This window comes from Mycetocola zhujimingii (genome assembly GCF_003065425.1).
GTDB classification, from domain to species: Bacteria; Actinomycetota; Actinomycetes; order Actinomycetales; family Microbacteriaceae; genus Mycetocola_A; species Mycetocola_A zhujimingii.
Genome location: NZ_CP026949.1, coordinates 1,629,281 through 1,641,859 on the forward strand (window position 1 = coordinate 1,629,281; position 12,579 = coordinate 1,641,859).

General features: G+C 65.1%; 10 protein-coding genes. 6 read left to right on the top strand and 4 right to left on the bottom strand.

Annotated features, from left to right (window positions below):
- Positions 1–56: 56 nt before the first annotated feature.
- Together lpdA and sucB are read left to right on the top strand one after the other, a co-directional pair.
- Positions 57–1,430, top strand: coding sequence for a dihydrolipoyl dehydrogenase (lpdA, locus tag C3E77_RS07715; RefSeq protein ID WP_108391100.1), 1,374 nt, complete (start codon positions 57–59; stop codon positions 1,428–1,430).
- A gap of 71 nt (positions 1,431–1,501) precedes the next feature.
- A complete protein-coding gene (sucB, locus tag C3E77_RS07720) occupies positions 1,502–2,986 on the top strand; it encodes a 2-oxoglutarate dehydrogenase, E2 component, dihydrolipoamide succinyltransferase (protein ID WP_108391101.1) in 1,485 nt (494 codons plus the stop codon).
- Here the strand turns inward: sucB and C3E77_RS07725 are convergent, their stop codons facing one another.
- Positions 2,987–4,558 carry a hypothetical protein gene (locus C3E77_RS07725; RefSeq protein ID WP_108391102.1) on the bottom strand — a complete coding sequence of 524 codons (1,572 nt, stop codon included), beginning with the start codon at positions 4,556–4,558 and terminating at the stop codon, positions 2,987–2,989.
- A gap of 185 nt (positions 4,559–4,743) precedes the next feature.
- Between C3E77_RS07725 and C3E77_RS07730 the strand changes: the two genes are divergently transcribed.
- Complete coding sequence (locus C3E77_RS07730; protein ID WP_108391103.1) at positions 4,744–5,454, top strand: DUF4191 domain-containing protein; 711 nt, start codon at positions 4,744–4,746, stop codon at positions 5,452–5,454.
- Between the two features lie 20 nt (positions 5,455–5,474).
- On the opposite strand, the gene C3E77_RS07735 is transcribed toward C3E77_RS07730, so the two are convergent.
- Entirely contained in the window at positions 5,475–5,903 is a 429-nt protein-coding gene (locus C3E77_RS07735; protein ID WP_108391104.1) for an RDD family protein, read from the bottom strand.
- 137 nt (positions 5,904–6,040) lie between these two features.
- Between C3E77_RS07735 and glnA the strand changes: the two genes are divergently transcribed.
- Complete coding sequence (gene glnA / locus C3E77_RS07740) at positions 6,041–7,465, top strand: type I glutamate--ammonia ligase (RefSeq protein WP_108391105.1); 1,425 nt, start codon at positions 6,041–6,043, stop codon at positions 7,463–7,465.
- 293 nt (positions 7,466–7,758) lie between these two features.
- Here the strand turns inward: glnA and C3E77_RS07745 are convergent, their stop codons facing one another.
- A complete protein-coding gene (locus tag C3E77_RS07745) occupies positions 7,759–8,346 on the bottom strand; it encodes a TetR/AcrR family transcriptional regulator (RefSeq protein WP_108393180.1) in 588 nt (195 codons plus the stop codon).
- Positions 8,347–8,456: 110 nt separating this feature from the next.
- Between C3E77_RS07745 and C3E77_RS07750 the strand changes: the two genes are divergently transcribed.
- Positions 8,457–8,861 carry a Dabb family protein gene (locus C3E77_RS07750; RefSeq protein ID WP_108391106.1) on the top strand — a complete coding sequence of 135 codons (405 nt, stop codon included), beginning with the start codon at positions 8,457–8,459 and terminating at the stop codon, positions 8,859–8,861.
- 104 nt (positions 8,862–8,965) lie between these two features.
- Entirely contained in the window at positions 8,966–9,385 is a 420-nt protein-coding gene (locus C3E77_RS07755) for a hypothetical protein (protein WP_108391107.1), read from the top strand.
- A 195-nt stretch (positions 9,386–9,580) separates the two neighbouring features.
- Here C3E77_RS07755 and C3E77_RS07760 read toward each other — a convergent pair whose 3' ends face one another.
- Entirely contained in the window at positions 9,581–12,574 is a 2,994-nt protein-coding gene (locus tag C3E77_RS07760) for a bifunctional [glutamine synthetase] adenylyltransferase/[glutamine synthetase]-adenylyl-L-tyrosine phosphorylase (protein WP_108391108.1), read from the bottom strand.
- Positions 12,575–12,579: the final 5 nt, after the last annotated feature.

Genomic DNA, 12,579 nt, shown 5'->3' on the forward strand with positions numbered 1-12,579 from the left:
CCCGACCCAGGGACGGTGACTTACGCATGAACCCAGATGCACGAGGGAGCAACTCAGTGTCGGAGCAGAATTTTGACATCGTCATTCTCGGTGGTGGAAGCGGCGGCTACGCAGCGGCATTGCGCGCTAGCGAGCTCGGCTTCACCGTCGGACTTGTAGAGAAGGACAAGCTCGGTGGTACCTGCCTCCACCGCGGCTGCATTCCAACCAAAGCGCTTCTGCACTCGGCCGAGGTTGCCGACGTCTCGCGTGACTCGGCCAAGTACGGCGTGAAGGCCACGTTCGACAGCATCGATATCTCTGGCGTCACCGCGTACCGCGAAGGAATCGTCGCGAAGAAGTACAAGGGACTCCAGGGCCTGATCAAGGCCCGCGGAATCACGGTCATCGAAGGTGAAGGCCGACTGACGTCGCCGACGACAGTACAGGTTGGCGACACGACGGTTACCGGCAAGAACGTCATCCTCGCCACGGGCTCATACAGCCGCTCGCTCCCCGGTCTCGACATCGGCGGTCGCGTCATCACGAGCGAAGAAGCACTCGAACTCGACTTCGTGCCCAAGAAGGTTGCCGTACTCGGCGGGGGCGTCATCGGCGTCGAATTCGCCAGCGTGTGGAAGTCGTTCGGCTCAGACGTCACGATCATCGAGGCTCTCCCGCACCTCGTCCCCAATGAGGACGAGGCGATGAGCAAGGGACTCGAGCGTGCGTTCCGCAAGCGCGGCATCAACTACTCGCTCGGCGTGCGCTTCCAGGGCGTGACCCAGGACGAGAACGGCGTGGTCATCACGCTCGAAAACGGAACGAGCATCGAGGCCGAGCTCCTTCTCGTCGCTGTCGGTCGTGGACCGTCAACGGCCAACCTCGGTTACGAAGAGGTCGGCGTCACCATGGACCGCGGGTTCGTCATCACCAACGAACGCCTCGAGACCAACATCCCCGGCCTGTACGCGGTTGGCGATATCGTTCCCGGCCTGCAGCTCGCTCACCGCGGCTTCCAGCAGGGCATCTTCGCCGTCGAGGAGATCGCCGGACTCAACCCGGTCCTCATCCCCGACGTCAACATCCCCAAAGTCACCTACTGCGACCCCGAGGTCGCATCGGTCGGACTTAGCGAGGCGAAGGCTGCTGAGCAGTACGGCGCGGACAAGATCAAGGCGTACGACTTCAACCTCGCCGGCAACGGCAAGAGCGAGATCATCGGAACCGCCGGAAACGTCAAGGTCGTTCGCGTCATCGATGGCCCGGTTGTCGGCGTCCACATGATCGGCGCACGCGTCGGCGAACTCATCACTGAAGGCCAGCTCGCTGTGAACTGGGAAGCGTACCCGGAGGACCTCGCTCCTCTGATCCACGCCCACCCCACACAGAGCGAAGCGCTCGGCGAGGCGTTCCTCGCCCTCGCGGGAAAGCCCCTGCACGCACTCTAGTTCTCGCCCGCCGCGGGCGCGTTCGTCACTAAGCTCATACAGCAAGAATTGGTTTCAAAGGAGACAAGGTCATGTCAGAATCCGTAAGCCTTCCGGCACTCGGCGAGAGTGTCACCGAGGGTACGGTCACCCGCTGGCTGAAGAACGTCGGGGATCGGGTTGAGGTCGACGAACCGCTGCTCGAGGTATCGACCGATAAGGTCGACACCGAAATCCCGTCGCCAGTTGCCGGTGTGATCGAAGAGATCCTCGTGCAGGAAGACGAAACGGTCGAGGTCGGTACAGCTCTCGTCAAGATCGGTGACGGGTCATCCGCACCGGCCGGTGACGCAGAGCCTGCCGCCGAGGCAGAGCCTGCCGCTGAATCTGCTGAAGAGCAGCCGGCGGAATCCGCGGAGGCGGAGACCAACGAGGCCGAGGCTCCGTCGGTCCAGCCGTCGACCGAGGTTCCTGAGGAAGCCCAGGCCGAACCGGCCGAGGCCCCCGCAGACGCACCTGCTCCCCCGGCGCCCGCAGCACCGGAACCCGCGCCCGCCGCGGCTCCCGCCCCTGCAGCGCCTGCTCCCGCGACTCCATCGCCCGCAGCGCCTTCCGCACCGTCAGCACCTGCTCCGGCAGCACCGGCTCCGGCGAAGGCTCCCGCTGGCGGCGAATCGCTCGGCAGCGGATATGTCACGCCCCTGGTCCGGCGCCTCGCCAACCAGCAGGGTGTCGACCTGTCGACGATCACCGGTACCGGTGTCGGCGGCCGCATCCGCAAGGAAGACGTCCTGCAGGCTGGATCGTCGAAGGCATCCGCGTCCGACGCACCGGCGAAGGCCAAGCCGCTCGAGATCTCACCGCTCCGTGGAACCACGCAGCCGATGTCACGTCTTCGCAAGGTCGTCGCCGAGCGCGCCGTCCAGTCGATGCAGACCTCAGCTCAGCTCACCACGGTGATCGAGGTCGACGTAACCAACATTGCGACGCTCCGCGACAAGGTGAAGGGCGAGTTCCTGTCGAAGACGGGCAACAAGCTTTCCTTCCTTCCGTTCTTCGTCAAGGCAGCAGCCGAGGCACTCACCGCGTACCCGGTCGTCAACGCGACCATCGACGGTGACTCGATCGTCTACCCTGACCACGAGAACGTCTCGATCGCCGTTGAAACCGAGCGCGGCCTGCTCACCCCTGTGGTGCGCAACGCAACCGACCTCAACATCGCCGAGACCGCCGCACAGATCGCCGATCTCGCCGACCGGACCCGTGCCAACAAGCTCAAGCCAGACGAGCTTTCCGGTGGCACGTTCACGGTGACCAACACCGGTTCGCGTGGAGCGCTCTTCGACACCCCTGTCGTGTTCCTCCCGCAGTCCGCGATCCTCGGAACCGGCATCGTCGTGAAGCGTCCCGTCGTCGTGAAGGCAGCCGGCCAGGATGCCATCGCGATCCGTTCCATGGTTTACCTCGCACTGTCGTACGACCACCGCATCGTTGACGGTGCGGATGCTGCCGGCTACCTCGTCGCGGTCAAGAACCGTCTCGAAGCAGGCGCTTTCGAGGCCGACCTCGGCATCTAGTCAGGAAAATCCGTCGGGCTCCGCAAGGTCCCGCAACAACCAGCCGGTGTTCGTCTTCATCACGAGGACGAGCACCGGCTGGTTTGTTGTGTCCGGTGCACCACCGACGCGAAACAACACGGCGTTCCCTGTGCGCTGGATCAGTTCCGTCTGCAGCCCCGCAACGCCGGTCGCGGGCAGGGCACTCAGCGGGGCAGTGTCATTCGACTCGATCGCGTGTACATCGGTGGCCTCCGCGGCTGATGCGTCCTCATCGACGAGCGCGACACAGTCCACGTTGCCGCTCGCGAGGCACCGCGCACGGACCCCAAGAAGCGCTCGAAGTGCGGCGTCCGGATCCTCAGCGCCGATGGCCGTGCGCTCGGCGTCGCTGAGTGCAACAGGTGCGTGCGCCGGAGCCGTCGGGGTCGGCTTCGGGGCTGCCGTCGAACCGGGGAGCATGCTCAACCCGCCCCAGACCGTAGTGATCGCGACCACCGTAGCGACCACGATAAGAGCCGCCCTCCCGCTGAGGGTTCGTCGGAGCCAGCCTCCAACACCGGCGGTTCTCTCCCTGATCAGCTTCGCCGGCGAGAATCCGTCGGCGAGATCGGCCACCAGATCAAGCCCGCTGCCGGTGAGGAGCCACGACAGCGAGCCGCCGCCCGCTCGCGCCTCGGGGTGCGCGCTGCGGGGAAACCCCGGACGCGCACCCACGGGGGCCTCCGGCACATCCGCTGCCGTTGTCCCCCGGCTGAAAGCGACGGGAAGGGGATCCGCCAGGGCGAAGAGCCGCAACTCCAACTGGCTGAAGAACACGGCGTCGGGAGAGTCAGCGACGGTCCGGTCGAACCACCGCAGCAGCGACGGCACGGCATCGCCGACAGGGTACCCGCACCTGTCGAGTACGCCGCGGAGGATCTCACCGAAGGCCAGGCGATCCTGTTGCCACAGCGTCCCGGCTGTCGCCTTGTCGGGTGCGGGGGCGACCCGAACCCCGAGCCGGGTAATGACGGGACGACCGTCCGGTGTGAAGGCGACTGCATCCGTGGTGAGCGCGCCGTGCGGTATGCCCGCCCCGGTGAGTGCGGCGAGCCCGGCGGCGACCGGTGCGAGGATGGTGACCGCCTCCCCCAGCACGAGCGTCCTGCGTTCGGTGAGAAGCTCGGCGAGCGTGCGCTGCGTGCGCTCCGCGATGAGGATGACGGAACCTGTGTCATCGGTGGCCACGTCGATGGCGGCGTGAACGTAGGGTGAGAGCCCGGCCGCTGCTGCGGCGATACCCGACGGGGGCTGGCCCACGAGTCGCGTGAGCTCGATCGCGTCCGGCGTTGGCGGGCCGTCCGGTTCGAAGGTGCGTGCGGCTGTCTCGGCGGGTACCGCCAGCCACGTCGTCCCCTCAGCGGTGTGCGAGATGACGCGCACAAGGCGATACCCACACAGCACACCATCCTGGCCGGTCACAATTGCGCCGTGCTCCCGCTCCACATCCGTCGCTCCGAGATCGTGGGAGGGACCGACACCGCGCGCAGCTGCATCGGCGGTGCTGCGCGGTGTCGCCCATCCTCTGATCAGCGCGGTTCTGCTCGTCATCCGCCGATTCTCCCCGTGTGCCGACCCGCGCGGACCTGGAGCCTTCGAACGGCGGGGCCGGTCCCCCGGACCCGCGGGTGTGAGGGGTCCGGATGCATCGCGCCGGTGAGAGGCTTCGCCCACCGCGCAAAATCACGATCGACCGGGCACATCGGAGGCTTGCGGATGCCGGTATCCTTGATCCCATGGCACGCAAAGAAAAGCCAGCTAAGGCTGCGAAGGAACCAGGCCGTTTGAAGCAAATGTGGCAGGTGTTCCAGATGACCCGCCGCTACGACAAGACCGCCGTCTGGTGGATCCTCCTCGCGTTCTTCGGGAGCATCGCTGTTTCCGTCGCCCTCGCGATCCTCATCTCGGGCGGCAGCGTCTTCGGCCTTGTCCTCTGGATCATCGCGGGCGTGCTCGCCGGCATCCTCGCGGCAATGATCGTCCTCGGCCGCAAAGCCGAAAAAGCCGCGTACGGCCAGATCGCCGGGCAGCCCGGTGCCGTCGGTGCCGTGTTCCGCAGTTCACTCCCCCGCGGATGGCAGGGAAGCGAAATGCCCGTCAACGCGAATGCAAAAACCCAGGACGCCGTCTACCGCGCCGTCGGACGCGGCGGTGTCATCCTCGTCGGCGAGGGCCCTCGCTCGCGCGTCACCCGCCTCGTCGAAGACGAGAAGCGCAAGGTGAAGCGCGTGCTTCCCAACGTCCCCGTCACCGTTCTCTACGTCGGACCTGACGCTGATTCGATTCCGCTGCACAAGCTGCCCAAGACTGTCCGCAAGGTCAAGTCGACGCTGACCAAGCCAGAGGTGCTTGCCATCGTCAACCGCCTGTCGTCGCTGAGCTCGAATGGCCTGCCCATCCCGAAGGGCGTCGACCCCTTCAAGGTCAAGCCGCAGCGCGCGCGGTAGTCGTTATGCCCGGAACGTCCTCAGCCGCGAATGAGGACGGTTCCGGCGACCTTGTCGTGGAATCCGCGCTGGTCTGAGTCCCAGACCAGGGCGGGGACCACGATCACAAGCAGGGCGGTTCGGACGATCGGCCGCCAAACGCCGGCCCAGCCGCCGGTTACCCGGATAAGCCGCAGACCAAACACGCGGTGTCCGATGCTCGCACCGATTGTCGGCAGAAAAACGATCTGGAGAACGGCGAAAACCAGCATGTTCGCCCACGCGTCCGCGTTGAAGAACATCGCCGAAACAAGCATCGCGATGATCCAGTCGACGGTCAGAGCGCCGAGTCTCCTTCCGAGCCGTGCCACGCTGTGCTGACCGCTCTCCGGAAGCCCGAGTCGCTCGCCGGGGTATCGGCTGGGAGCGATGTCGCCGGATGGGGCGTTGGGGCGGCTGTCTGCAGGCATTGTTAAATCCTACGTCGGCTTCAGACGTGTAACATGCCAGAAACATGGGTGTCACTGTCGGGTAACCCCGGCTGCATACCCTTCAAGAGGTTGCACGTTGCATCCTTCTCGGTTCCAACCCTTTTGGAGTTCTCCATATGTTCAGCGATTCTTCCGAGGTGCTCAAGTTCATCAAGGACACGGACGTCAAGTTCGTCGACATCCGTTTCACGGACCTTCCCGGTGTACAGCAGCACTTCAACATCCCGGCATCGACCGTCGACGAGGAATTCTTCACGGTCGGGCAGCTGTTCGACGGCTCGTCCATCCGGGGATTCGCAAGCATCCACGAGTCCGACATGCAGCTGATTCCGGATGTGACGACGGCGTACATTGACCCGTTCCGCATCGAGCGCACGCTCATCATCGTCTTCGACATCTACAACCCGCGCAACGGCGAGATCTACTCGAAGGACCCCCGCCAGGTCGCGAAGAAGGCTGAGAAGTACCTCGCGTCGACCGGCATCGCTGACACGGCGTTCTTCGCCCCTGAGGCGGAGTTCTACATCTTCGACGACGTGCGCTACGAAATCAACCAGCACTCGAGCTCGTACTCGGTCGACTCCAGCGAAGGTGCCTGGAACTCGGGCCGCGAAGAGCCCGGCGGAAACCTCGCCAACAAGACCCCGTACAAGGGCGGCTACTTCCCGGTCAGCCCCGTTGACCAGCACGCTGACCTCCGCGACGACATCTGCCTCAAGCTCATCGACGCTGGCCTGATCCTCGAGCGCAGCCACCACGAGGTCGGCACTGCCGGCCAGGGTGAGATCAACTACCGGTTCGACACGATGGTGCACTCGGCCGACGACATCCTCAAGTTCAAGTACATCGTCAAGAACACGGCACAGCAGTGGGGCAAGACCGCCACGTTCATGCCGAAGCCGCTCTTCGGTGACAACGGATCGGGAATGCACACCCACCAGTCGCTGTGGAACGGCGACACCCCGTTGTTCTACGACGAGGCAGGCTATGGCGGACTCTCGGATGTCGCACGCTGGTACATCGGTGGACTGCTCAAGCACGCCCCCGCCGTCCTCGCTTTCACGAACCCGACGGTCAACAGCTACCACCGTCTCGTCCCCGGCTTCGAAGCACCGGTCAACCTCGTCTACTCGGCAGGAAACCGTTCGGCATCCATTCGTATCCCCATCACGGGAACGAACCCGAAGGCCAAGCGCATCGAGTTCCGCGCCCCAGACGCATCAGGTAACCCGTACCTCGCGTTCGCCGCGCAGTTGATGGCAGGCCTCGACGGAATCAAAAACCGCATCGAGCCGCACGAGCCGGTCGACAAGGACCTCTACGAACTGCCCCCGGAAGAAGCGAAGAGCATCCCCCAGGTTCCGTCATCGCTCGAGGGTGCCCTTCAGGCGCTCGAGGCAGACCACGAGTTCCTCCTTCAGGGCAACGTGTTCACGCGTGAACTGATCGAGACCTGGATCGACTTCAAGCGCGAGCACGAGATCAAGCCCCTCGCTCAGCGTCCGCACCCGTTCGAGTTTGAGCTCTACTACGGCGTGTAACCAGGAACGCATGTGCGGGCCGTCCACCTCTCGGGGTGGGCGGCCCGCACTCGTTAACCGTCTGGCGCCTGCTCGGCCAGAAACGGCGCAAGAATCCGCCACACTCGAGCCCTTCGTGGCCGAGCAACGTTCCGAGGCGCCCGACGCAACCCTTTCTGGCCGAGTAGCGCACATCGAGAGCGAAACCCGCGGGATGAGGGCGTGCGAGGGTGTGGTCGGGCGCCCATGGGCGCCGGCGTCGTTGAGCGGACGTCTGTGGATACGAGGTTTACCTGCAGGTCGATGGCAGCAGCTTATTTGCCGCAACTCCATCCGCGCAGCAGGAGCTCTAGTGCGCGCACTCCTAGTTGGCGTGCCTGGGTTGGTCCGATTGTTCCGAGGCGTCCGAGCGCGGCGATGCCGTACAAAGTCCCCCAGATGATCTCGTAAGCCTCTTTCGCTTCGAGTTCGACCCGATGCCTTTCGGCCCAGTCGTCCACGAGCTTCGACAGGACGCCGATCGCCGGCCTGGCGGCGGCCAAACGCACGTCAGGAGGAAGGGCGGTGCCGTTCATCGCTTCGAAGAGGTGCTCGTTCTCAGCGGCGAACCGCAGGTATTCCGCCGCAACCGCGGAAAGGCGCGTGTCGGGGTCCGTGTCGTTGTGCGCCGCGTCCAAGCGAGCCACCAGTTCGCTGTACCCCTGTCGAACGAGTTCGCCGATCAGGTCGTCCTTGTTGGCGAAATGCTGGTAGACGACAGGTGCGGTGTAGTCCATGGCTTCGGCCACCCGACGCATCGTCACACCCGAAGCACCTTCCGCCTTAAGCAGATTCATCGCCGACACCACGATCCGCTCGCGCACGGCAGTCTTCTCGTGATCTCGCCGCTGTTTGCTCGTCACCTCAGCCACCTTCCCTCCTCCAGCACCGTATCCGACGCCGTTGATATTAAAGTCACATCATGTACTCTAACAACGTTATAGCATCTAACAACGTTAGACCGAGAGGCATCATGATCTTTCACATCAACCGAGCGACACTGAAGCCCACGACGACCCCCGAGCAGATCGAGGCCGCACTGGCCGCCTGGCGCACGATGGGCGAGACCATTCCGTCGGTGAGATCGTACGTCGCGGGCCGCGACCACGGCGGTGACTACGAGTACAGCTGCATCTTCGTCCTCGACGACCTTGCGGGCTTGTTCGAGTTCCTGACTCACCGGGCGACCTACGCCATGGACGTAATCGGCCTCGAGCTCGTCGAACGTCTAGACATCTTTGATATCAGCGACGACAACGACCCCGAGCTCGGCACGAAGATCGAGGAACTGCACCGGCGCCGCAATGAGGACAACCCGAGCATCGCGGGCCTCCTCGCCGAGGTGCCCACGTTCCGCGGCGCTGGCCTCGAGTCCTGACCCGGCCCGCCTCTGGCGGCCCCCGAATCCCGGATCGATCTCGAAGCACGACACCACCTCGAGGGATCCCCCTCATTGAACACGACAAGAAAGAAGTGAACGATATGACTGACATACGCGCTCAAGCAGACTTCGGCCAGCGATCCGTCGTAGCCGACCGGATCGGCCGATCGCTGATGGGTTTCAACGCTCTCCTCACTGTCGGAGCGGTGATCTACGGGGTGACCCAGATGCTCCAGGCCTCACCTGACACTCTGGTCGTGGAAGCGTGGCGCACATTCGGGTTCCTGGTCTTCCTGTCCTTGAACCTCATGGTCGCCCTCTGGCCACGCAAGATCGCCGGAGCATGGGAACTCATCCTTCTCCACAAGATCGCCGTCACCGTATTCGCCATGGCCGTCGGAGGCGCGAACGAAGCCGAAGCGACCGCATGGATCGACGGATGGCTCGTCATCACGACCATCCTCGCCTACGTCCTCACCCGCGGATGGCTCGCCTGGGAAACTCTCCGCAAGGCGCAGTAGCCGTCATCGCTAATGCGGAACGTTCACGCGGCAAAGACCGCCAGACGGCCCGTCTGCTTGAGCAGACGTGCCGCGCTCAGTCAGCCCCCTGCCGCTCGGCGTCCGCTCAACGGCTTCTTCGATGAGCGTTACGCGGGCGAGGGAAGCCAGGTGCGGGGTGGGACATCCAGCTATCCCGCGGCGGCCGCGCGAACCCTACGGGGTCCCGTAGAACTGCTTCTCGAAGACGCTGCGCGCGCGGCGGGTCACGGCGAGGTAATCCTCCTCGAGCCGGGCGGCGGATGCCGGCGGGTACCCGAGAATCCGCGCGATGCCGTTCAACTGCATCCGGTCACTCGGCAGGACATCTGTCGTGCGGTTCAACCACAGGGTCATGGCCGACCTGAGCCGGGACGCGAAGATCCATGCCGCCCGAAGGCGTTCTGCGCTCTCCGGCGTGACCAGGTCGTTCTCCACGGCTACCTGGAGCGCCCCCAGGGTACTCGTCGTCCTGAGGCCTGGGATCGCAGCACCGTGCTCAAGCTGGAGCAACTGCACGAACCACTCAACGTCGCTCAACGACCCGCGGCCCAGTTTGACGTGCCTCGACGGGTCAGCGCCCTGCGGCAGCCGCTCGTTCTCGACCCTGGCTTTGATGCGCTTGACCTCGCGCACCGCGGCATCCGAGATCTCCACTGGATAACGGATGGCGTCCGCCAGCGACTCGAAGTCGGTGATCAGTGCGTCGTCACCCGCGACACCGTCCGCGCGGAGCAATGCCTGTGCCTCCCAGGTGAGCGACCACCGCTCGTAATAGGCCCGGTAGGAGTCGAGCGAGCGGGTGACAGCGCCGTTCTTTCCCTCGGGGCGCAGCCCGACGTCGAGGTCGAGCGGCAACCGATGGTCTTCGCTCAGCCGGTTGAGCTCCGCCACGATACGGTTGGCCGCCCGGTGGGACTGCTCGTTGTCCATGGCCGTCGCCCGGTAGACATACATGACGTCAGCGTCGGATCCGAAACCGAGTTCAGCGCCGCCATACCTGCCCATCCCGATCACCGCGAACTCGAGGCTGTCCTCCCCAAGGCCATCGGTGCGTCGGATCAGGCGGACAAGCGCCCTGATGGTTCCCGTGGTGATGTCGGTGAGGCCGCGGCTGAGTTCGGGCAGTTCGATGACCCCGAGCACCGAGCCGAGTGCGAGGCGGAGAATCTCCCGGCGGCGCACGCGGCGAATAGCCTTCGCCGCTGCGGCATCCGTGTCGTGCCTCGCGAGAATCGCCCACATCTCGTCTTCGATGGCCGCGAGCGACCTGCCGTGAAGGTCGTTGTTGTCGGCGAGCCAGGCAGCGGCCTCGGGGATCTGGTCGAGGAGTTCACCGATGTAGCGGGAGCCGCTGAGCACCCGGGTGAGGCGTTCGGCCACCCCGGATGAGTCCCGGAGGGTTCGGAGGAACCAGTGGGTTCCTCCGAGCGATTCGCTCAGCCGGCGGAACGCGATGAGACCGTAGTCGGGGTCGGCGCCCTCGGCAAGCCAGCGAAGCATGACCGGCAGCAGGTGGCGTTGAATCGTCGCGCGCCTGGACACGCCCGCGGTGAGCGCTGCAATGTGCGACAGCGCGCCCTTCGGGTCCCTGAATCCGATGGCAGCGAGGCGCGCCTCTGCCTGTGCGGGGCTCAGCGCAACTTCCTCGTCGGGGAGGGCAGCAACCGCGGCCAGCAACGGACGGTAGAACAGCCGCTCGTGGAGGCTCCTCACCTCGTGCTTGGTACTTTCCCAGCGGGTGACGAGCGCATCGGCGTTGGGCGCGAGCGTCGACGCCCGCGCGAGCACGCGAAGTTCTTCCTTGTCACGGGGCATCAGGTGGGTGCGGCGAAGGCCGGCAAGCTGCAACCGGTGTTCGAGGACCCGCAGGAAACGGTAGTCCGCGGCGAAGGCCGAGGCTTCCTCCCGCCCGATGTAACTGTTGGCGCTCAGTGCGTCGAGCGCCAGCAGCGTGGAACGTTCGCGCACGCCGGCGTCAACGGCACCGTGCACCAGCTGGAGGAGCTGCACGGTGAACTCGATATCCCGGAGTCCGCCCGGCCCCAGCTTGAGTTGATAGTGAACCTCGTCGGCGGGAATGTGCTCGGTCACCCTCTCGCGCATCCGCTGCACGGAGTCGACGAAGCCCTCCCTGCCCGCGCTTGACCAGACAAACGGCGCTATCGCGTCGACGTACTGCTCGCCCAGTTCGGCGTCACCGGCGAACGCCCGCGCCTTGAGCAGTGCCTGGAACTCCCAGCTCTTCGCCCACCGTTCGTAGTACGCCAGATGGGACTCGAGGGTGCGAACGAGCGCTCCCTGCTTGCCCTCGGGCCGCAGGTTGGGATCCACCTCCCAGAGCTCGGGCTCGATACCCGACTGTCCGAGCCCGCGCATGGTCAGCATCGCCAGTCGCGTTGCCACATCGATGGCGCGCTGGTTCGACAGCCCGGCCGACTCGTCGCCCTCCGCCACGAAGATCACATCGACATCGCTGACGTAGTTGAGCTCGCCAGCGCCGGCCTTGCCCATCCCGATCACCGCAAACCGCGTCGCGCGCACCTCATCGGCCGAAAACAGCATCGGGCCGTTCCCCGGCTGGGTGACCTGGGTCCTGGCGACCGCGATGGATGCTTCAAATGCTGCGGATGCCGCGTCAGACAGGGCTCTGGCGACGGAGTCGAACACCGAGACCGGGTCGACCGCCCGCAGGTCGTGCGCGGCGATCCGTGCCAGCCAGCGCCGATAACGCACCCGGAGTCGGGTCCACGCCTCATCGTCGGTGACCTCGGCAAACCCGTTCTTCGCGCCGACAGAATCGAGCATGCTCTCGGTCAGTTCCGCGCGCGTCGGAAGCCGGCGGGGCCGGTCGGGGATGCGTTCGAGTTCGGCGGGATGCCGCTGGAAGAACTCAGCGAGGCCCGTCGACGCGCCCAGGAGCCTGATCAGAGTCTCCGTGCGCCCCGGGTTCGCGAATACCTCGTTGAGTTCGCTCGGGTGCATCCGCCCGATCCTGACCAGGCAGCCGAGCGCCTGGTCGGGATCTGCAGCGAGGCCGAACTGAGGAAGCAGCCCTGCCACATCGACGGTAACGACACCGTCGAGTTCGTCGAGAAGCGCCCTGACCCCGCTCAGCCCGGCGAAGCCGAGCCGAGCGAGTTCACTGAGCGTTGCCTGGTCGCGTCGCATCGAGA